Origin of the sequence: Methylobacterium nonmethylotrophicum (genome assembly GCF_004745635.1) — a bacterium.
Classification (GTDB): domain Bacteria; phylum Pseudomonadota; class Alphaproteobacteria; order Rhizobiales; family Beijerinckiaceae; genus Methylobacterium; species Methylobacterium nonmethylotrophicum.
Genome location: NZ_SRLB01000063.1, coordinates 1 through 19,122 on the forward strand (window position 1 = coordinate 1; position 19,122 = coordinate 19,122).

A 19,122-nucleotide genomic window follows, 5' to 3' on the forward strand; every position below is an offset into this window, starting at 1 on the left:
GGCGCGATAGGGGCCCGTCCGCAGACAGCGCCAGATCCGAAACTGACTCTCTGCTCCGCTGCTACCCAAGGTCCGAGTTCCTGGGCCTGGCGGTAGGTCATCCAGGTCGGCGAACGGTGGCCCTTCTCGACCGCCTCCAGCCAGAGAAGGAGCGTGTTGATGCCGGAATAGGGCTTGCCGTTCGCCCGCCGGGGCCGGGTCACGCGGGCGCCGAGCTGGTTGCCGCCCCACGGCTTGCACCATGGGCGGACGCCCTGCTCCAGATCGGCCACGATGCGGCTCGTGATCCGGGCATAGGCGTCCGGAGCCGGAGCGCTCTCCGCCGCGGTGCCCGGCTTACGGGTGGTCTGCTTCGCCATGATCTCTTTTCCCTCGTTCCTGGCGGGGTCAGGGCCGCGCCATGACCCCTGCCCGTCGGCGAGACCGGGGGAGCCGGGGGAGAGATGCGGGCGGGGGCGGCCGGGCTGCGAGGGCGCGGAGCTGTCAGCTCCGCAGGCCCGAGCGGCCCTGCCGCCCTGTAGGCCGCGTTTCGTGGGGGGAGGGGGCAGCGCCCCCTCGGCACCCGCCAAACCGATAATGTGGCCGTCAGGCCGCCGTGTCAGCGAAAGCGATCGTCACGCGAAGCACGGAGACCGCCTGCGGGCTCCGGGAGGGGGCTCGCCCCGAGTAGAGCGCGTCCGGCTCTCGCCGGTTCGCCCTACGCGCATAGGATCAAACATGTATACACGGATACTTGCGTTCTCATGCGCGGTGGTATATAAGCACTGATATACAAAGGTGGAGCTGATGGGGGACGAGGACCGGCCGCTCCGATCGCTGGAGTTCATCGGATCGAGCCGCAAGGACCTGGTCGCTTTCCCGGACGAGGCCAGGCAGGACGTGGGTCACGCCCTGTTTCTCGCTCAGAAAGGCGAGCGAGCGCCGTCCGCGAAGGTTCTGAAGGGGTTTGGCGGGGGCGGTGTCGTCGAGATCGTCGAGGACCACGACGGGGACACCTACCGGTGCGTCTACACGGTTCGCCTGGAACACGCCGTCTACGTGCTGCACGCCTTCAAGAAGAAGTCGAAGCGTGGCGCCGAGACGCCCAAGCACGACATCGACTTGATCCGGTCCCGCCTGAAAGAGGCAGAGGCGCAGGACCGGGCTCTGGCCCCGTAACCCCTATCACGACGCACACACGAGAGGAGCATGCCATGACGACCAAGACGGAGGGGGCGACGAGCGCCTTTCACAAACTCGGGATGCCCGACGCGGACGAGCTGGTGGTGAAGTCCCGTCTGATCCGGTTCGTCGCGGAAGAGGTGCGCCGGCGAGAGCTGACGCAGAAAGATGCCGGCGATCTGCTGGGCCTCGACCAGCCCAATGTGTCGGCGCTGATGAACGAAAAGCTGAGCCGTTTCTCGGTGCAGAAGCTGATGGCGTTCGTCGGCCGACTCGGCTTCAAGGTGTCGATCCACGTTGAGGGAAGCGGCATCGCCTTCGACGTGCCTTACCAGCACGCCGCATAAGGCTTTCCGGAGCGGCCATCAAATCTGTTTGATCGTATACACGTATAAAGGTAGGCATAGGCCGACATCATAGTCTCAGCCTCGAAATCGTGCTCTGGCTGACGTTGTAGCTGCGCGCGATCGAGCGGTGGGGCTCCCCCTCCTCATCACGACGCCTCAGGGCTTCGCGCTTCTGGTGCGCGGTGAGCTTCGGCTTGCGGCCGAACTGCACGCCCTGTTCCCTGGCCCTGGCCCGGCCGGCCGAGGTTCGCTCGCGGATGCGCCGGCGCTCGAACTTGGCCGCGATGCCGAAGCAGGCCGCCACCACCTCCCAGAACTCGGAGTCCGTGTCGACGATTGGCTCGGCCACCGACAGGAAGCGCGCGCCGGCCTGGCGAATGTCTCGGCCGAGCACGATGAGGTCAGTCGGGTCGCGTGCGAAGCGATCGACAGCCGGCGCCTTCACGATGTCGCCGGATTGCAGCGCCCTCATCAGGCGCCGGAGCTGCGGCCGATCGGCGGTATGGCCGCCCTCCTTCTCGTGGAAGACCTTCTCGCAGCAGGCCGCCTTAAGTTGGGCGACCTGGATGGCGAGATCCTGAGCGTCGGTGGAAACGCGTGCGTAGCCGTAAATCATGCCGTCGTTATGCATCAGATTATTGCATCAAAAAAGCCGAATGATCCCAGTGGATCAGCGCTGATGCAGATATTATGATTTATGCAAGTTGGTTTGACGCCACGCCGCGCCGTCCCCTATCGTGCGGCTAGTGATGGGGATGGGGTTCCCCGAAACCGCCCGTCGTGGGCTGATGACTCCTATCAACGATGCGGCACGCCGCCGGCACAGCCGGCAGCTGCGTGCTGCTGTCAGGGGAGTTGCCGGCGGTGTCGTTCACCAGTTGCCTTGTCGTGATCCTCGGTGGTGCCATCGGCACCTTCCTGCGCTACCTGGTTTCGTTGGTCGCGTTGCCCATCAGCCGCGAGCTGCCCTGGGGCACCATCATCATCAACATCAGCGGCTCGTTCGTCATCGGCCTCTTTGGCACGCTGACGCTCGTCTCGGGGCGCTTCCCGGTCGCCGAGAACTGGCGCCTGTTCGTGATGATCGGCCTGTGCGGCGGCTACACCACGTTCTCCTCGTTCAGCCTGCAAACTCTCGATCTGTTGCGCAGCGGGGCGACCATGCGGGCAGCACTGAACATCGGCCTGTCGGTGTTACTCTGCATCGCAGCGGTGGCGCTCGGGCACTGGATCGCGGCGCAGCTCAACGGCGGGGCGGTCGCGGTCGCGCAGCTGCCGATCGAGGAAGACGCCTCGTGATCGCAAGTTAGGCTGCGCCATGAAAGCGCTTCTCCTCTCCTGGCAGCTCTGGGCGTTGCTTTCGGCCGCCTTTGCCGCGCTGACCGCGATCTTCGCCAAGGTCGGCATCGAGAACGTCAACTCCGACTTCGCCACCTTCATCCGTACCATCGTCATCCTGTGCGCCCTGGGCGCAATCCTGGTCGGGACGGGTCAGTGGCAGCCCCTGGGATCGGTGTCGGGCCGCAGCTACCTGTTCCTAGTGCTCTCTGGCCTCGCCACGGGCGGCTCGTGGGTCTGTTATTTCCGCGCACTCAAGCTCGGTGATGCTGCGCGCGTCGCGCCGATCGACAAACTGAGCGTCGTCCTGGTCGCCCTGTTCAGCGTCGCCTTCCTGGGCGAGCGGCTGACGCCGCCGAACTGGCTAGGCGTCGCGTTCATCGCGGCCGGCGCGGTCCTGGTGGCCTACAAGGGATGACCGCCTTGGACGCCCCTACTGCCGACCTCCGCCGTGTCGTTGCCCTCGTGGCGGCGCTGAACCTCGCATATTTCGGCGTCGAGTTCGCCGTCGCGCTGGCGATCGGCTCGGTCTCGCTGTTCGCCGACAGCGTGGACTTTCTGGAAGATGCCTCGGTCAACCTGCTGATCGTCGTCGCGCTCGGCTGGACCGCAAAAAACCGCGCGCGCCTTGGAATGCTACTCGCGGGCATCCTGCTGGTGCCGGGACTGGCAACGGTCTGGACGGCGTGGGCGAAATTCAACGCGCCGACGCCGCCGGACTCGCTGCCCCTTTCGCTGGCAGGTTTCGGAGCGCTGGCCGTCAACCTGTTCTGTGCCTTCCTGCTCGCCCGTTACCGTCATCACAGCGGTAGCCTGACCAAAGCGGCGTTCCTTTCTGCGCGCAATGACGCGCTCGCTAACATTTCGATCATCACGGCGGGCCTCGCAACCGCTTTCATCTGGCAGTCGGCATGGCCTGATCTCATCGTGGGCATCGCGATTGCCCTTATGAACGTGGACGCCGCTCGTGCGGTCTGGCCGGCAGCGCGCGAGGAACATCGCTCCGTTTCATAAGTACTGAGCGCGAACCCTGCTTGTTACGATCGTGTTCGGCTCAGACGCGTTTGCTTGGCGGGTCAACTCCAATGAGCGCGGCAACCCAGGGTCCATAATCGCCAGCGCGCGATCGAGCGGCTCAAATCATCTCTTGCCAAACATATGAGCAGTCGCGCATATGTTTGTATGGCTGAGCCTCTAACTACCTTCCCTGGCGTACCTGCTAAGCCCAGACGCCCGAGTAGCCCCCAAGCGTTGCGCCTCAAGGCCGAGCATATGGCCAAGCTGTGTCGGGGCCTGTCGGACCCGTCGCGCCTATCCATTCTTGAGGCATTGCGCCCGGGTGCAATGACCGTTTCGGAGGTAGTGCAAGCAACTGGCCTTACGCAGTCCAACGTCTCGAACCATCTCGGATGTCTCTATGACTGCGGCTTGGTCCGACGCGAGCAGGAGGGGCGTTTCGTCCGCTACGGGTTCAGTGACCCACGTGTCGAGATGCTGCTCCGGCTTTCCGAAGAACTCCTGGCCGACACTGCACGAGGCGTAGTGGCCTGCACCCAAATCGGGTGTGCAGAGGACGAGCCATGCTGAACCCAGCCTCGGACGACAAGCCGGCTAGCGCTCTGGCTTGCGGGTGCGATGACGGATGCGGCGTCACCCTCTCGACCGGGAGCACCCCCGCAGCCCAGAACGCGATGGCCGGTTTCTCCACCGGCCTACTCACCGCATTTGGCGTGACCCTGGTCGTGGTGGTTGGCTTCGTCGTGTTCGCCGAATGGTCCGGTCTCCTCGACCGCCTCACCGAGTTCGTCCCCTGGCCGCTCTGGCTCGCGGCCGTGCTTGCGGGCGGCCACCCGATCTTCCGCTCCGTAATTCGCGCCACTTTGCGCGGGAAGGTGACCTCGCACACCCTGATGACGGTCGGCCTCATCGCCGCGATGCTCGCAGGGGCGTGGCCCGCAGCCATTATCATCGTCTTTTTCATGCGGCTCGCCGACTACATCGAGCACTTTACCGCCGAGCGCGCCCGCAAGGCGGTCCGGGATCTCACCGAACTCGCCCCTGAAACGGCGCGCGTCGAGCGCAAGGGGGCCGAAATCGAACTGCCGGTCGTAGAAATTCAGGCTGGTGAGACTGTGATCGTGCGGCCTGGCGAGAAGATTCCGGTAGATGGCGAGGTCGTCAGCGGCCAAGCCACGATCAATCAGGCCGCGATTACCGGCGAATCTATGCCGGTCGAGGCTGGACCCGGGGCCCGCGTCTTTGCCGCGAGCTTCGCTCAACTCGGCCATCTGCGCGTGCGCGCGACCGCCGTGGGCACTGACACCACCTTCGGGCGCGTCATCAAAATGGTCGAGGAGGCCGACAAGCACCGCGCTCCGATCCAGCGCATCGCGGACAGGTTCGCGACCTGGTACTTGCCCGTCGTCGTCGCGATCGCCGCAGCGACCTACCTGCTCAGCAGCAACGCGCTCGCCACGGCGGCCGTGCTGATGGTGGCATGCTCCTGCTCGTTCGCGCTCGCGACCCCCGTGGCCATGATTGCCTCAATCGGTGCTTCGGCCCGGCGCGGGCTGCTCATTAAGGGCGGAAAGTACCTTGAGGCGCTCGCCAAGGCCGACGTGGTGCTGCTCGACAAGACCGGGACGCTCACGCTCGGACGCCCGCAGATCACCGATGTCGTGCTTCTGCACGGCAGTGATCTCGAGCCTGACTGCCTCCTCGCTCTCGCGGCAACGGCCGAGCGCTACTCCGAACACCCCCTGGCTGAGGCCGTGCGGACCGCCGCTGCCGATCGTCGGCTCGCCCTGGCCGAGCCGGAGGACTTCGAAGCTATTCCTGGCAAGGGTGTTCGGGTCAGGATCGACGGCAGAACTATCGCCGTCGGCAGCCGCCGCCTGTTTCCCGAAGGAGCGCTGCCAAACGAAGCGTTTGAGCTGCAGGAGCAGGGCAAGACGCTCCTCTTCGTTGAGCGCGACGGCCAGCCCATCGGTATCCTGGCCGCAACGGACACGCTGCGACCCGAGGTTCCGGGCGCGATCGCCGAACTTCGGAAGATGGGCATCGAGCACCTGGAGCTCTTGACCGGCGACAACGAACTCACCGCAGCGGCGCTCGCCAAGCCACTCGACATCCACTACCGCGCCAACCTCCTGCCCGACGACAAGATCGCTATCGTGAAGGAGCATCAGGCTCGCGGTCGGGTCGTCGTGATGATCGGCGACGGCGTGAATGACGCGCCGGCGCTCGCCCAGGCCGATGTCGGGATTGCTATGGGGGCGGCCGGCAGCGGCGTCGCGATCGAGGCGGCGCACATTGCGCTCATGCGCGAGGATTGGACCCTCGTGCCGGAGGTGATGCATATCGCGCGGCGCACCATGAAAGCGGTCAAGATCAACATCGGCTTCACGGTGATCTACAACCTGACCGGCTTGAGCCTCGCGGCGTTCGGGCTCTTGCCGCCGACGATCGCGGCGGCGGCGCAGGCGGGCCCGGATTTCGGGATACTTGCCAATTCGGCGCGGTTGCTACGGCAGGGCAGAGGGCGTCCGCCAACCGGTTCGGGTTCCGGACCCCACCCTCGCTGGCAAGAAGACGCCGCAGCGCCACACCTCCGGCCAGCGGGGGTCCGGTCGTGATCTCAGTTGCGTCAGCAAAAGGCATCGGTCAGAGCCGCCGGCACTGGCTTTGGCTCATCTCGGCCGCCCTCGTCGCCGGAGGACTGGCGTACGGGCTGAGGCTACAGGGACAGAGCCCAACTCTCAATCTGACATTCTCCGACGGTGCCGGTGGTCAGGCTAGCTTAGCGGACTTCCGGGGCAAGGTTGTGCTCGTCAACCTCTGGGCAACCTGGTGCGCCCCGTGCCGCCAGGAAATGCCGGCCCTGGACCGTTTGCAGAACAAGCTTGGCGGGCCGGACTTCCAGGTGATCGCGCTCTCGGTGGACCGGGGCGGGATCTCGGCTGTGAACCGCTTCTACCAGGATGTCGGGGTGCGCAACCTCCCGGTGTTCGTCGATCTCTTAGGCACTGTCCTGCAGAAGGCTGAGGCAACAGGCCTGCCAACGACCCTCCTGTTCGACCGCAACGGCCGCGAGATCGGCCGCTTTGCAGGACCCGCAGAATGGGATGGACCTCGGATTGAGGCCATCCTGAAAAGTGCCATCGCACGAGACGGAGGAACGAAGTCATGAGAACGGCACAGCTAGGTTCGCGCACCGGCCGGCCCGCGCTGTTTGCGCTGGTGGCCGTTGGCGTCACCGTCCTTGGCATCACCCTATGGGCGACCACCCGGGGCGGGGCGGAAAATGTGTTCGCCTCACTGGGGGGAGGGCCGCGTCCCCTGACGCCGGGCGCGCTGAATGTCGACGACATTGCCTCCGAACCGTCGGGCTACAAGGGCCCTCTGACGCTTCGTGCCGTGGTGGCAAGGACGGAAGGCTCGAACCCGAGCAAGTTCGTCGTCGTCGACGCCCGCGAGGCCAAGATCTGCAAGTCGACGAACTGCGCGAAGTTCTACCTTCCCGTCAGTGCCGAGGCTGCCATGCCCGTCTCGCGATGGGACGAGGTCGACATCGAAGGCGAACTTGTCCAGGTCGGCCGTCAGCTGTCCTTCAAAGCGGCGAGCTTGAAGAACCTGGGCCAGTTCAAGTGAAGGCGGTGGCCGATACCGTCGTGCTCGACATGATCTTGAACTGGAGTGCGGCGTGAACCTCGGCATCCTCGTCTGGCGCAACTTGGTCCGCCGCCCCGGGCGCTTTGCCTTTACGTTGGCGGGTGTCGCCGTAGGTATCGCGGCCTTCGTCGCCCTGCTGACGCTCGGCCAGGGCCTCTCCCGGGAGATCAGGCGACAGGCTCAAGGTCTAGGCGCGAACCTGGTCGTCACCCCGAAGGGCTGGTGTGCCTACGAGCAGATCTCGGTGCTCACCGGCGAGCAGCTGCCGGAAGCCATCGCGATGACGGAGTTCGCCAAGGTCGCTGCCGTGCCGGGGGTCCGGACAGCGGTGCCTTACCTCAACCAACGGACGGCCTTCCGGAACCGGCCGGTGCCGTTGATCGGCATCCAGCCGAAAGAGATGCAGGCTCTGCAAGGCTGGCGCATCGGCGCGGGCCGCTACTTCCAGGGGCCGGATGAGGAGGGCGTGGTCATCGGCGCAGCCATCGCCCAGCAGTTCGAGCTTAAGCCTGGCGAGAACTTCACCGTTCGTGGCCGCCCTCTCCCGGTGCTAGGCGTTCTCGATACCACGGGTACCAAGGACGACGTCGCCGCCTTTGCTCCGCTTCCCGTCGTCCAGCGCATCTACGAGACCGAGGGCAAGATCTCCTTCATCGCGGTTCAAGTCGACGACCTGGAGAAGACAGATGAGATCAGCCTGCGCATCCAGGAGGCGGCCAACGTCGCCGTGGTGTCGGACAAGCAGCTCGTAAATTCCGTCCTGTCGATCGTCGGCACTGTCGGCGCGGCCATGCAGGCGGTCGCCATCGTCGGCGTCGTGGCCGCTGCTTTCGGCATCGCCAACACGCTCATGACGGCCGTCTACGAGCGCCGGCGCGAGATCGGCATTCTGCAGGCCATCGGCGGAACCCGGCGAACGCTGTTTCTCGGCTTTCTCCTGGAGTCCGGTCTCTACGGCGCGCTTGGCGGCCTGATTGGGGTCGGCCTCGGCGTGCTGGCGGCCTACTGGATCGGACCCAGCATCGCCGACAATCCCTTCACGGCGGCGCTCCGCCAATCGCCGACACCGGCGCTCGACCCCAGCACGATCGCCGGTGTGCTTGTGTTCTCCATCGCCCTTGCGCTTCTCGCGGGCTTCTACCCAGCTTGGCGCGCGGCGCGGCTCACCCCCATGGATGCCATCCGTCATGTCTGAGGTGGATGCGCTGGTGTGCCTGCAGAAGGTGTCGCGGGTCTACGGACGCGGCGAGGCAGCGGCAGTGGCCTTGGATGAGGCTTCGCTCGTGATCGGCCGACGGAGCTGGGTCGCGATCGTCGGGCCTTCCGGCCACGGCAAGAGCACGTTGCTCCACCTGATGGGCGGACTCGACCGATCGACAAGCGGGGAGATTCACCTCGATGGGGAGGAACTCTCACGGCTCAGCGCCCGCCGCCTCGCCGCGGTGAGGGCGCGCAAGATCGGTTTCGTATTCCAGTTCTTTAATCTGCTGCCACACCTGACAGCGCTCGAAAACGTTCAGACCGCCCTCTGGTTCGGCGGCTACGCCTCGGTCCAGGCACGGCGCAAGGGTCTCGATCTTTTGGATCAGGTCGGGCTTGCCGACCGGGCCGACCGCCTGCCGGGCCAGCTCTCAGGCGGACAGCAGCAGCGTGTTGCCATCGCCCGGGCCCTCGCCAATGACCCTGACCTCCTGCTCCTTGATGAGCCGACCGGGAACCTCGACTCGGTTGCCGAGGCGGATGTCCTCGACCGCCTCGGCACGCTTCATCGGCAGGGACGCACGCTTGTCATGGTGACCCATAGTTCGGCAGTGGCCTCAAGGGCAGAGCGGATCGTGGGCGTTCGCGACGGCCGGATCGACTCGGACGCGACGGCAGAGCAGACATTGCTTCAATGCTGAACCATCTGGGCAGAAAGGAGAATGCCCAATGAAAACTGAGGTGAGGACCGCCGCTACGTCTACGAAACCGTTTCAGAACTTACGCCCGACGGCCTCCAGTGCTGAGCGAGTCAATGTTGTACCCTCTCTTCAGAGATCGTCGCAGCGTCGATGACTATGACCCGCCTGCTCCCCGCCCTGCTGCTCGTGCTCGCCGGCCTGTCTGGCGCCCACGCCCAGGGCCCGAGCACACCCAAGGCCAAGACGCCCAGCGGCATCGTGCGGGCAAGCCTCGTCGCCGAACCGGCGGCGATTGAGCCGGGCAAAGCCTTCGCCGTCGGCGTGCGCATGGTGATGAAGCCGGGCTGGCACGTCTACTGGCGCAATCCCGGCGATTCCGGCCTTCCGCCGGAGGTAAACTGGACGTTGCCGGAGGGCTTCTCGGCGGGCGCGATCGACTGGCCCGCCCCGACCCGCATCCCGGTCGCCCATCTGGTCAATCACGGCTTCAAGGGCGAGACCGTCCTGCTCACGCAGGTCACGCCCCCCGCGACCCTGCCCGCGGGCCGGCCGGTCAATCTCGATGCCAAGCTGTCCTACCTCGCCTGCGAGGAGATCTGCATTCCGGGCTCGGCGGATCTGCGCCTGACCCTGCCGGTCGCAGAGGCCGGAACGAGCGCTGGCGCTGATCCACGCAACGCGGAGCTGTTCGCCAAGGCCCGCGACGCCCTGCCCGATGCCTCGCCCTGGCCCGTGCGCCTGACGCAGGACGGCAAGCGCCTCGTGCTCCATCTCGACGCCGAGGGCCTTAAGCCCGACGCGGTCCGCGCCGTCCACTTCTTCCCCTATGCCGAGACCGCGATCGAGAACGCGGCGGCGCAGGACCTGACGGTCGACGCTTCCGGCCTGCACCTTGCCCTGACCCGTGCCACTCCCGACGAGCCGATGCCGGGGGACCTGCCCGGCGTCCTGACCTTCGAGGAGGGCGGCGCCGATGGCCCCGTCCGGCGCGCCCTGGCGATCGGCACGGCACCGACCACCGCTCCCGCCGCGGGGGCCGTGGGCGAGGCGGCCCCCGCGCCTTCGGGTGGCGACGAGGCGCTCACGCTCTGGACCGCGGTGGGCCTCGCCCTCCTCGGCGGCCTCCTGCTCAACCTGATGCCCTGCGTCTTCCCGGTCCTGTCGATCAAGGTCCTAAGCCTCGTTCAGCATTCCGGCGAGCCGCCCGCGCGCGTGCGCCTGCACGGGCTCGCCTACACCGCCGGCGTGCTCGCGGCCTTCCTAGCGCTCGCCGGCATCCTGATCATCCTGAAGAGCGGTGGCGCCGGCGTCGGCTGGGGCTTCCAGTTGCAGTCGCCCGTCGTCGTCGCGGCGCTCGCCTACCTCCTGTTCGCGATGGGCCTGAGCCTGTCCGGCGTCGTGCATGTCGGCGCGGGCATCACGGGGATCGGCGACGGGCTGACGCGGCGCTCGGGACTACAGGGCTCATTCTTCACCGGCGTGCTGGCGACCGTCGTCGCCACGCCCTGCACGGCGCCGTTCATGGGCACGGCCGTCGGCTTCGCGCTGACCCAGACGCCCTTCTTCAGCCTCATGGTCTTCGCGAGCCTCGGCCTCGGCCTTGCCCTGCCCTTCCTGATCCTGACGACATGGCCCGCAGTCGTCCGGCGCCTACCGCGCCCCGGAGCCTGGATGGAAACGGTCAAGGGCGTTCTCGCCTTCCCGATCTACGCGACCGTCGCCTGGCTCGTCTGGGTGCTCGCCCAGCAGGTTGGCCCCAGCAGCCTGTTCGCGACGCTGATCGGCCTCGTGCTCGTCGGCTCCGCGGCCTGGATCTGGGAGCGGGCGCGCGCCGCCGGCCCGCTCGGCATGCGGCTCGCCCAAGGGGCGGCGCTCGCCGCGCTCCTCGCGGTCGCCGGCCTGACGGCGTCCCTCGCCGGCGATTCGGGCTCGGCCCGGGTCGGCGCGACGGCGGAGGCCGACGGCGTCGAGCCGTTCACGCAGGCGCGTCTCGACGGCCTGCGTACCGAGGGCCGGTCCGTCTTCGTGAACATGACGGCCGCCTGGTGCATCACCTGTCAGGTCAACGAGCGCACAGCGATCGCGACCGACGACGTGCGGGCGGCATTCAAGGCGCGCAACGTCGCCTACCTCAAGGGCGACTGGACGAATCAGAACCCCGAGATCACCCGCCTCCTGGAGCGGCACGGCCGCAGTGGCGTGCCGCTCTATCTGCTCTACGAGGGATCGGCCCCGCCGGCCGTGCTGCCGCAGATCCTGACAAAAGGCTTGGTGCTGGCCGAACTCGACCGACTGAAGGTGCCCGAACGCCGAGCCGACGAACCGACGCTGGCAGCGCGGAAGTAGCGCGTCGGTCACTCTCGCCTGAAGGCCGCCCTGAGCGTCCATAGCTTTGAGGCAACCGCAGGCCGGGGTGCCGACCTAGGACGGACGGGCAGGAAAGCACGGATGACGGAACGCAGCGGGAACGCGATCACGGCGCGGGTGGCGGTGAAAGAAGCGGACGGCGGTCAGCGTAGGAGCAGGCGCAGGCCGGCGAGGGCGAGGAGGAGCGCGAGGATGCGCCGGGTCGCGCGCTCCGTCATCCAGCGCAGGCCGACTGCGGTACCGAGGACGGCGCCGGCGAGGGCCGCCGCGGCGTAGAGAGGTGTGCCGGGCGCGAGCCCGTGTCCGCCGGCGAGGAAGACACCCGCGAAGCCCGCGGCCGAGTTGGCGAGGATGTAGGGCGCGGAGAGGCCGACCGTCCCCCGCGCCGAGGCCCAGCCGAGCGCGATGAGGAGCGGCGCAAGGAACACGCCCCCGCCGACGCCGGTGAGGCCGGAGACGAACCCGGTCCCGCCGCCGACGAGCAGTGCGGGCAGGAGGCCGACTGAGGCCGATGCTGGCACGCCCGCCATATCGGCGGAGTCCCTCGGCCGCAGCATGAGTCCTGCGGCGGCGAGGAGCAGCGCCCCGGTGAGGGCGAGGTAGAGGCGACCCTCCAGCACGACGAGGCCGCCGAGCAGGGCCGCGGGCAGCGCCGCTGGGAGGAGGCGCAGCAGGACGGGCCAGGCGACCGCGCCGGCTCGGTGCAGCCGCGCCGTGGCGTACCCGGCGGCGACGAGGTTCAGGACGAGGGAGGTCGGCCGCATGTCGGCGGCCGGGACGCCCGCGAGGGCCATGACGGCGAGGAACGCGGTGCCGCCGGCTTGGCCGGCGGTGGCGTAGAGGGTAGAGGCACCGAGGATCAGCGCCGCGCCGAGGACAGGCGACATCGGGGGCTAAGCCGCACCGCCGCGGTGACGCGGACCGGGGTGGCCGCGGCGCTCCTCACCCGCGCGCGCCCTCGCCACGATGCCGGCGACCGTGTTCTTGCTCAGCCCCACCTCGCGGCCGACGAGGCGGTAGCTACGGCCGCCCGCGACGAGCGCGAGAACCTTCGGCGCGAGGCGATCCGACTTCGGCCGCTGCCCGGGCTGGTGGCCCAGCCTCTTCCCGCGCGCCTTCGCCGCCGCCATGCCGGAGCGCACCCGCTCGCGGATCAGCTCGCGCTCGAACTCGGCGAGGCCGGAGAATACGGTCGCGAGCATCCATCCGTGTGGCGTCGCGAGGTCGAAGGTCAAGCCGCTCATGGCGATGACGGAGACGCGCCACGCTTTGAGTTCTCCGAGAGTGTGCAGGAGGTCGAGGGTGCTGCAGCCCCAGCGGGACAGCTCCGTCACGAGGACCGCGTCGATCTCGCGCTGTTGGGCGAGCGCCATCACCCATCACCGCTCCGGCACGGAAACGTTGATGGTACATTTCTGCCCCTGCCCGGTTTTCCGGGCCGCCTCGGCGCAGGCCTGCAATGCCTCGGTGTTAGCGTTGACGAGGCGTGAGGCTGTTGCGAGCCCCCGTGATCCGGCCGGATCGGCGGCTTGCATGAGCTGGCCACCGGCCTGCCAGCGATCGGTCGTGCCCATCGCCAGCGCGGCCAGGTAGCTCCCGCCCGGCATGAAAGCCGAAAGGCAGGGAAACAGCACCAGGCCGATCGCGAGGCCACCTATGCCGAACCTGATCCGCTGCCGGCTCTGCAGCTCCTGCGTCGCCGCCTGTCCGACAATTGCCGCGAGCTGGTGGCGCTCCCGCCCGACCGCGTCGGTCTCGTCGCGCAGCGCGCGGGACGCCTCGCGCATGATGCCGGCGCCGGCGCGCTCGATCGCCCGCGCGTAGCTCTCCGGCGTCAGCTTGACGGCGGGATGCGCCTCGATCGCACTCAAGCCTTCCTCGAGGCCGCTGAGCGCTTGAGCGATGGCCCCGAGCGTCGGTCCGTAATCTGGAGCCCGAACCTCCTCGATCGCTCTCGGCAGCGCCTCCACGGCCCTGCGCAAGACGCTCACCTCCGACCGCAGCGCCTCGAAGGCCCGCGCGGCGCCGTCCTCGTCCTCCTGGTCGATCGCGTCCGTCATCCTCGCATCACGCCCTCACATCGAAAGGCCCTGGCCACGTTCCCGCAGGCCCCCCCGGTCCAGGCTGTGCGTCAGGGCCTCGCCGAGCGAGGCGTCCTCCTGTCGGAGAGCCCGCCCGAGCGCGCTGCCCTCGCCGATCCCGAGCGCCTGCGATCGCTGCCGCAGAACGGCCTCGACCTGGGCGTCCCGGCCGATCGCCGCGGCGACGCCGCGCATCCGCTCCTCCACCTGCTCGCGCGCCTCGCCATGCTGCCAGCCGAAGAGCTTGGCGTGTTCCGCCTCCAGCCCGCTCCAGCGCGCGACCAGGCGCTCGGCCCGGACGTTCGGATCGCGCACAGCCTGGCGCTCGCGCTCCATACCCGCGAGCAGGCCCTCGGCCCGCTCGGCCCCCTTCGCCTCCGCCATCACCCGGCGCGTCTCCGGATCGTATCGCAGGGCGGAACGCAGCGCGCGGGTCGCATCCGGCTGGGCCGCGTCCAGGGCCGTGCGCGTCTTCTCGATCGCGGCTGTCTGGTGCGCCAGGACCGGCAGCCCCGCCTCGCGCATCCGGGCCGCGTCCATGAAGGCCCTGGCATAGTCCTCCGTGGCCTTGAGCAGTGACCCGCGCTCCGCGTTCGGCATGGACGGGGAAAGCCGGCCCTGGCCATCTCCTCGGCCCTGCACGGGGAGCTTGAGGCCCGCGAAGGCATCTCGCGTCTCGGCCTGACCGAAGCGGTCCCGGCCGACGTCGAGCTTGAGGCCGGCGAACATCCCGCGTTTCTTCGCCGGAGCCTGCACTACTGGCCCTTCGGCCGAGAGCGCGCGCGCCGACTCGGGCTCGGCGGAGCGGGCTCCCTCCCTTTCCCGGGCCGGACCTTCGCGCCGATCGCGCGGCACCGCGATCTCGCTGCGGATGCCGATCCGGTCGGCAATCCCGCGCCGTTCGGCATAACCCTCCGCGTAATCGAGCGTGGTCTCCTTCGCACCGTCCCGCGACAGGCGCGCCGTCAGCGCCTCCAGGCTCCCGAACTCGTCTCGGCCGGCATAGAGCCGCGCCTCGTCCCGGTGCCGGGTCATGGCTACGTAAGCGAGGTGCCGGTCCATCGTGCCCGACGCCATGACGAAGGCTCGATCCACCGTGGCACCCTGCGTCTTGTGGATCGTCGTCGCGTAGCCGTGGTCGATTGCGGCGTAATCGGCGATCGGGACCGCCACCACGCGGTCCTCGCCGTCCCGGCCCTTTCCGTCGAGCCGCGCCGTGATCCGACCGTCCTCGACGGCCGACACGGTCCCGAGCATACCGTTCTTCACGCCGAGGTCGCGGCTGTTCTCCAGGAACACGATCCGATCTCCGGCCGCGAAGGCGCGCGCCCCGTCGTTGGTCTGGTAAGGCCGCTCGCCGGCATCCTCGCCGCGCCCCAGCTCGCCCCGGTCCTGACGCGCCTCCCGGATCGCCGCGTTGAGCGCTCGCACGTCGACCCGGCGATGGGCCATCGCGACGCGCGATCCCTCCGGGTGCTGCTCGCTGTCGGCCATGTAGTCCCGCACGATCGCTGCGCGCGCGCCGTCGCGGGTATCGCTGAACGCGACCGCGCCCCGCTCCGCGTAGGCCGTCAATCCCTCGGTCGTGCGGTGCCGGGCGAAATCCTGGCTCGCTTCGCGTTGCCAGTCCTCGCGCTGCCGGCGCACCTCCGACAGTTCCGCGAAGCCGACCTGCTCCGCCACCGCCCGGAACGGGGCACCGGCCCCGATCGCCTGCAATTGCTCGTGATCGCCGACCAGGACCAGCTTGGCCCCGGCCCGCTCGGCCTCGCCCACGAAGCGCGCGAGCTGGCGCGAGCCCACCATCCCGGCCTCGTCCACCACCAGCACGTCGCGCGGCCCGAGCTGGTCGCGCCCGGCCTGCCACCCGTACTCGTAGGAGGCGAGCGTCCGGCTCCGGATACCGGAGGATTCCTCCAGCCCTTCCGCCGCCTTGCCCGACAGCGCTGCGCCATGGACCGTGTAGCCCTGTGCCTCCCATGCGTCCCGCGCCGCCGCCAGCATGGTGCTCTTGCCCGCACCCGCGAGCCCCACCACGGCCGCGATCTGCGCCTCGCCGGTGACGTGCTCGACCGCGTGGCGCTGCTCGTCGCTCAGCCGCGCACCCTCGATCGCCCGCGCCGCCTCGGCCTCGGACATCGCGCCCCGTGCGACATGACCCTCGACATGCGCCGCGGCGCCCGCCCGGATCGCCGCATCGTGCGTGGCAAGCGCCGCATCGACGTGCTGCCTATCGACACCGTGCGAGCGCGTCCCGCTCATGCGCACGGCGCCTTCGGCAAGAGTGCGCTCGGTCTCGACCATCTCCCGCGTCGAGTAGCGCGCCAGCGCCACCACGCCATCGCGGCTCACCTGTTCGCTTTGCAGCTCGACCAGGGCCGGCGACGCCATCACCTTGGCGAAAGCCGACTGGAACGCCTCGGGCTGGTCGATATAGCGGTGCAGCGCCCGCGCCACATCGTGCCGGTCGAACACGCTCTTCTCGCCGGTGATCAGCGTCAGCACCTGCTCCGGCTTCTCGCGGATGAGGTCGGCATTGCGCCGCGCCGCTTCCGCGTCGAGGCGCACCCGCGTGACGTCGAGCCCGCGCCGCTCCATTTGCGTCGCATGGATGCCCATGTGCTCGGTCGGCTGAAGCTCCAGCCCGCGCTCCTGGTGCGAGCGGTGGTCAATGCGCAGGTCGAGGCCGGCCGCCGCCATCCGCTCGTTCGCGATGCCCTCCCACGACTGCCGGATGTCGCGAAGCTGCATCTGTGAGGTCGGCTGGTCGTGCGAGAGCAGCCACTTGTTCTCTCGCTCGATCGCCGTCTTCTCGCCGAGTTCGGCCGCTCCGACGCGGCGCACCGTCATCATCAGGTGAGCGTGGTGGTTGCGCACGTCCGTATCGCCGTGCGGGGCATGGATCGCGAAATCGACCGCCGTCCCGTAGCGATCCGCCAAGCTCTGAGCGAATGAACGCGTGGCCTCCAACCGCTGCTCGGCGCTCAGCTCATGCGGCAGCGCGATCTCGATCTCTCGCGCTACCCGAGCGTCCGCGCGCTTTTCAGCCCGCTCGGCCGCATTCCATAAAGCCGAACGATCTCTGGCCCAATCGGCCTGTGAGCCTTGCGGGAGGACGATCTCGGCGTGCTCGATGCCCTCGCGCCGGGTGTAATCATGCGTCAGACCATCACGCTCATTCTTCAACCGCTCGCCGGCCCGATAGGCCGCTGACGCCACGGCCGAGCGGCCCGAGGCACGGCTGATCGGCTTCATCGAGAGATGGTAGATCGCCAAAGGGCTAGCCTCCAAACAGGCTTGACCGTATCAAGCACTGAGTTGCGCAGCAACTCGTAAGTGCGCCCTTAAAAAAAAACTCCTTCGCTCCGCTCTGTCTGCTTTTCGGTGTCCCGCCTGCAACGTCGGCAAGGCTCATCATGCAGGCCAGAGTTTGGCCCTATTTGAGGAGACCCCGCTCCACCAATGTTGCGCAGGCTTGGCCGTACCGGCGCTTCACGCTAAATCTTCAACGTGCAAAGCGGGAGGAAGCATGGCACGTCGATCGATCGCAGAGCGGCTGGCACAGCTCGAAGCCCAGAAGAAGGCCCTGCAAGCGCGTCTCGGAAAGCAGGAACGCTCTCGCGACACCCGCCGCAAGGTTCTGCTCGGCGCGCTCGTCCTTCAACGGCTGGAGAACGCGCACGATCCCGAGTTCAGCAAGCGCCTAGCCGACTGGCTGCGGCGCGAGCTGCCGGACTTTCTCACCCGCGATGCCGACAAGGCGCTTCTCGCCGACCTGATCGGCACATCGGTTGACCAGCCCGTGCCAGCCAAGGAAACCGTGTCGGCGCGCCCGAGCGAAAGAGCTGCCTGATGCTGGTGGTTCAAGCGGCCCGCAACATGATGCGGGCCGCTGCTCGTGATCCCCTCTGGGCATTGAGCACGCTCATCCTGCGCGCCGTCCACGGCGGCCGGCATCTCCTGATCTCCCTCGTCGCCGCGGTCCTCGTCGGCCTCGTCCTTTTCGCCGGAGTCGCCATCGGCCTGGAGGTGATTGGCTGGCAGAAGACCTGGCTCCACGCCTCGGCCAACCTCGCTGTCGCCGGCATCATGCTCTGGCTCTTCGCGCGCACGCTGATTGGCCCCATGATCGTGAACTTCGCAGATCCCGGCGACGGCACGACGCACGGCACCGCACGCTTCGCCACCGACCGAGAGGTCGCCGCCCTGACGCGAAGCGAGACCGGCCTGCTCGTCGGGCGCGATCCGAAGTCCGCCCGGCCCATCCGCTACGACGGTCCTGCCCATCTTCTCACCATGGCGCCGACGCGGACCGGCAAAGGCGTCGGCACCCTGATCCCGAACCTCCTCACCGCCGACCGCTCCGTGATCTGCATCGACCCCAAGGGCGAGAACGCGCGCATCACGCGACGCGCGCGAGATCGCTTTGGCAAGGTCCACATCCTCGATCCGTTCGGGGTCACGGGTCAGGCCTCCGCCGCCTTCAACCCGCTCGGCGATCTCGATCCGGACGGCCTCGACGGCGCCGAGGACGCGGCGACCCTCGCCGATGCGCTGGTCTACGATCCGCCGGATGAAGCCGGCGAGGCGCATTGGAACGAGGAGGCCAAGGCGCTGCTCGGCGGTATCCTCCTCCACGTCGCGGCCGAGGACAGCCGCGAGCAGCGCACGCTGAGCAGCTTGCGCGAGGCGCTCACCCTGGCGCCTGATGCCTTCGCCGGGCTGCTCACCCGCATGCAGAAGAGCCCCGCCGCGAACGGCCTCGTCGCACGCGCCGCCAACCGGCACCTGACGAAATCCGACCGGGAGGCTGCCGGCGTGCTCTCGGCCGCCCAGCGCCATACCCATTTCCTCGACTCACCCCGCATGACCGCCGTCATGGCGCGTTCGGACTTCGCCTTCGCCGATCTCAAGCGGCGCACCGCTACCGTCTTCCTCGTGCTGCCGCCCGACCGGCTCTCAACCTACGCACGATGGCTGCGCCTGGTTCTCAGCCGCAGCCTCACCGACATGGCCCGCGCGCCCGAGAAACCCGAGGCGCCGGTCCTCTACCTGCTCGACGAGTTCGCCGCCCTCGGCCGCCTCGATCCGATCGAGCGGGCCATGGGCCTGATGGCCGGCTACGGCCTCCAGCTCTGGCCCATCCTCCAGGACGTGCATCAATTGCGCGCCACCTACGTGTAGCGGCGCGCAATCGAACTGTGGCGGAGGCGCAATCGAGGGCGTTTTCCGGCGCACGATCGGTGAGACTGGAGA

General features: G+C 68.1%; 19 protein-coding genes, 1 pseudogene and 1 riboswitch. Of the genes and pseudogenes, 14 read left to right on the plus strand and 6 right to left on the minus strand.

The window, feature by feature from the left end:
- Nucleotides 1-359, minus strand: a 359-nt coding sequence (locus EU555_RS34920; protein WP_245524645.1) for an ArdC-like ssDNA-binding domain-containing protein, incomplete at its 3' end; no start/stop codon positions are given.
- 427 nt (nucleotides 360-786) lie between these two features.
- On the opposite strand from EU555_RS34920, the gene EU555_RS34925 reads away from it, so the two are divergent.
- Both EU555_RS34925 and EU555_RS34930 read left to right on the plus strand, forming a co-directional pair.
- Nucleotides 787-1,158: a type II toxin-antitoxin system RelE/ParE family toxin gene (locus EU555_RS34925; protein ID WP_135419887.1), complete on the plus strand. Its 372-nt coding sequence runs from the start codon at nucleotides 787-789 to the stop codon at nucleotides 1,156-1,158.
- 35 nt (nucleotides 1,159-1,193) lie between these two features.
- Complete coding sequence (locus EU555_RS34930) at nucleotides 1,194-1,508, plus strand: helix-turn-helix transcriptional regulator (protein WP_135419888.1); 315 nt, start codon at nucleotides 1,194-1,196, stop codon at nucleotides 1,506-1,508.
- 67 nt (nucleotides 1,509-1,575) lie between these two features.
- Here EU555_RS34930 and EU555_RS34935 read toward each other — a convergent pair whose 3' ends face one another.
- The gene (locus tag EU555_RS34935) at nucleotides 1,576-2,139 is read right to left on the minus strand and encodes a recombinase family protein (protein ID WP_245524646.1); all 564 of its coding nucleotides are present in this window, start codon (nucleotides 2,137-2,139) and stop codon (nucleotides 1,576-1,578) included.
- A gap of 111 nt (nucleotides 2,140-2,250) precedes the next feature.
- Nucleotides 2,251-2,313, plus strand: a riboswitch (Fluoride riboswitch).
- Nucleotides 2,314-2,372: 59 nt separating this feature from the next.
- On the opposite strand from EU555_RS34935, the gene crcB reads away from it, so the two are divergent.
- The 10 genes from crcB to EU555_RS34985 all read left to right on the plus strand — a co-directional run bounded on the left by crcB (nucleotide 2,373) and on the right by EU555_RS34985 (nucleotide 11,764).
- Entirely contained in the window at nucleotides 2,373-2,807 is a 435-nt protein-coding gene (crcB, locus tag EU555_RS34940; RefSeq protein WP_135419903.1) for a fluoride efflux transporter CrcB, read from the plus strand.
- A gap of 19 nt (nucleotides 2,808-2,826) precedes the next feature.
- Entirely contained in the window at nucleotides 2,827-3,264 is a 438-nt protein-coding gene (locus EU555_RS34945; protein ID WP_135419889.1) for an EamA family transporter, read from the plus strand.
- The gene (locus tag EU555_RS34950; RefSeq protein WP_135419890.1) at nucleotides 3,261-3,860 is read left to right on the plus strand and encodes a cation efflux transmembrane domain-containing protein; all 600 of its coding nucleotides are present in this window, start codon (nucleotides 3,261-3,263) and stop codon (nucleotides 3,858-3,860) included. Before EU555_RS34945 ends, EU555_RS34950 begins: the two co-directional genes overlap by 4 nt.
- A 258-nt stretch (nucleotides 3,861-4,118) precedes the next feature.
- Nucleotides 4,119-4,433, plus strand: a complete 315-nt coding sequence (locus EU555_RS34955; protein ID WP_245524647.1) for an ArsR/SmtB family transcription factor — start codon at nucleotides 4,119-4,121, stop codon at nucleotides 4,431-4,433.
- Nucleotides 4,427-6,481, plus strand: coding sequence for a heavy metal translocating P-type ATPase (locus EU555_RS34960; RefSeq protein ID WP_135419892.1), 2,055 nt, complete (start codon nucleotides 4,427-4,429; stop codon nucleotides 6,479-6,481). Before EU555_RS34955 ends, EU555_RS34960 begins: the two co-directional genes overlap by 7 nt.
- Nucleotides 6,478-7,035: a TlpA family protein disulfide reductase gene (locus tag EU555_RS34965; RefSeq protein WP_135419893.1), complete on the plus strand. Its 558-nt coding sequence runs from the start codon at nucleotides 6,478-6,480 to the stop codon at nucleotides 7,033-7,035. The genes EU555_RS34960 and EU555_RS34965 overlap by 4 nt, the downstream gene beginning before the upstream one ends.
- The gene (locus tag EU555_RS34970; protein WP_135419894.1) at nucleotides 7,032-7,496 is read left to right on the plus strand and encodes a hypothetical protein; all 465 of its coding nucleotides are present in this window, start codon (nucleotides 7,032-7,034) and stop codon (nucleotides 7,494-7,496) included. The genes EU555_RS34965 and EU555_RS34970 overlap by 4 nt, the downstream gene beginning before the upstream one ends.
- Nucleotides 7,497-7,548: 52 nt before the next feature.
- Nucleotides 7,549-8,712 (plus strand): ABC transporter permease, encoded by a 1,164-nt coding sequence (locus EU555_RS34975; RefSeq protein ID WP_135419895.1) that lies wholly within the window; start codon nucleotides 7,549-7,551, stop codon nucleotides 8,710-8,712.
- A complete protein-coding gene (locus EU555_RS34980; RefSeq protein WP_135419896.1) occupies nucleotides 8,705-9,418 on the plus strand; it encodes an ABC transporter ATP-binding protein in 714 nt (237 codons plus the stop codon). Before EU555_RS34975 ends, EU555_RS34980 begins: the two co-directional genes overlap by 8 nt.
- Before the next feature lie 156 nt (nucleotides 9,419-9,574).
- Nucleotides 9,575-11,764: a protein-disulfide reductase DsbD family protein gene (locus EU555_RS34985; protein ID WP_135419904.1), complete on the plus strand. Its 2,190-nt coding sequence runs from the start codon at nucleotides 9,575-9,577 to the stop codon at nucleotides 11,762-11,764.
- A 164-nt stretch (nucleotides 11,765-11,928) separates the two neighbouring features.
- Here the strand turns inward: EU555_RS34985 and EU555_RS34990 are convergent, their stop codons facing one another.
- From EU555_RS34990 to traA, 4 genes are read right to left on the minus strand one after another with little or no spacing between them, the layout of a single operon-like run.
- A complete protein-coding gene (locus EU555_RS34990; protein WP_135419897.1) occupies nucleotides 11,929-12,672 on the minus strand; it encodes a sulfite exporter TauE/SafE family protein in 744 nt (247 codons plus the stop codon).
- Nucleotides 12,673-12,678: 6 nt separating this feature from the next.
- A complete protein-coding gene (locus tag EU555_RS34995; RefSeq protein WP_135419898.1) occupies nucleotides 12,679-13,158 on the minus strand; it encodes a recombinase family protein in 480 nt (159 codons plus the stop codon).
- Nucleotides 13,159-13,164: 6 nt separating this feature from the next.
- Nucleotides 13,165-13,845 (minus strand): DUF6118 family protein, encoded by a 681-nt coding sequence (locus EU555_RS35000; protein ID WP_135419899.1) that lies wholly within the window; start codon nucleotides 13,843-13,845, stop codon nucleotides 13,165-13,167.
- Between the two features lie 15 nt (nucleotides 13,846-13,860).
- Nucleotides 13,861-17,142, minus strand: a complete 3,282-nt coding sequence (gene traA, locus EU555_RS35005) for a Ti-type conjugative transfer relaxase TraA (RefSeq protein ID WP_135419900.1) — start codon at nucleotides 17,140-17,142, stop codon at nucleotides 13,861-13,863.
- A gap of 253 nt (nucleotides 17,143-17,395) precedes the next feature.
- Here traA and EU555_RS35010 point away from each other — a divergent pair, with 253 nt between their 5' ends.
- Both EU555_RS35010 and EU555_RS35015 read left to right on the plus strand, forming a co-directional pair.
- Nucleotides 17,396-17,719: a mobilization protein gene (locus EU555_RS35010; protein ID WP_135419901.1), complete on the plus strand. Its 324-nt coding sequence runs from the start codon at nucleotides 17,396-17,398 to the stop codon at nucleotides 17,717-17,719.
- A pseudogene (locus EU555_RS35015) lies at nucleotides 17,719-19,044 on the plus strand (type IV secretory system conjugative DNA transfer family protein); the annotation flags it as partial. The gene EU555_RS35010 and the pseudogene EU555_RS35015, both read left to right, overlap by 1 nt.
- Nucleotides 19,045-19,122 lie beyond the last annotated feature (78 nt).

Coding starts and splice junctions, on each gene's coding strand:
- EU555_RS34925 (WP_135419887.1), top strand. CDS start 787: ATGGGGGACGAGGACCGGCCGCTCCGATCGCTGGAGTTCATCGGATCG.
- EU555_RS34930 (WP_135419888.1), top strand. CDS start 1,194: ATGACGACCAAGACGGAGGGGGCGACGAGCGCCTTTCACAAACTCGGG.
- EU555_RS34935 (WP_245524646.1), bottom strand. CDS start 2,139: ATGCATAACGACGGCATGATTTACGGCTACGCACGCGTTTCCACCGAC.
- EU555_RS34945 (WP_135419889.1), top strand. CDS start 2,827: ATGAAAGCGCTTCTCCTCTCCTGGCAGCTCTGGGCGTTGCTTTCGGCC.
- EU555_RS34950 (WP_135419890.1), top strand. CDS start 3,261: ATGACCGCCTTGGACGCCCCTACTGCCGACCTCCGCCGTGTCGTTGCC.
- EU555_RS34955 (WP_245524647.1), top strand. CDS start 4,119: ATGGCCAAGCTGTGTCGGGGCCTGTCGGACCCGTCGCGCCTATCCATT.
- EU555_RS34960 (WP_135419892.1), top strand. CDS start 4,427: ATGCTGAACCCAGCCTCGGACGACAAGCCGGCTAGCGCTCTGGCTTGC.
- EU555_RS34970 (WP_135419894.1), top strand. CDS start 7,032: ATGAGAACGGCACAGCTAGGTTCGCGCACCGGCCGGCCCGCGCTGTTT.
- EU555_RS34980 (WP_135419896.1), top strand. CDS start 8,705: ATGTCTGAGGTGGATGCGCTGGTGTGCCTGCAGAAGGTGTCGCGGGTC.
- EU555_RS34985 (WP_135419904.1), top strand. CDS start 9,575: ATGACCCGCCTGCTCCCCGCCCTGCTGCTCGTGCTCGCCGGCCTGTCT.
- EU555_RS34990 (WP_135419897.1), bottom strand. CDS start 12,672: ATGTCGCCTGTCCTCGGCGCGGCGCTGATCCTCGGTGCCTCTACCCTC.
- EU555_RS34995 (WP_135419898.1), bottom strand. CDS start 13,158: ATGGCGCTCGCCCAACAGCGCGAGATCGACGCGGTCCTCGTGACGGAG.
- EU555_RS35000 (WP_135419899.1), bottom strand. CDS start 13,845: ATGACGGACGCGATCGACCAGGAGGACGAGGACGGCGCCGCGCGGGCC.
- EU555_RS35010 (WP_135419901.1), top strand. CDS start 17,396: ATGGCACGTCGATCGATCGCAGAGCGGCTGGCACAGCTCGAAGCCCAG.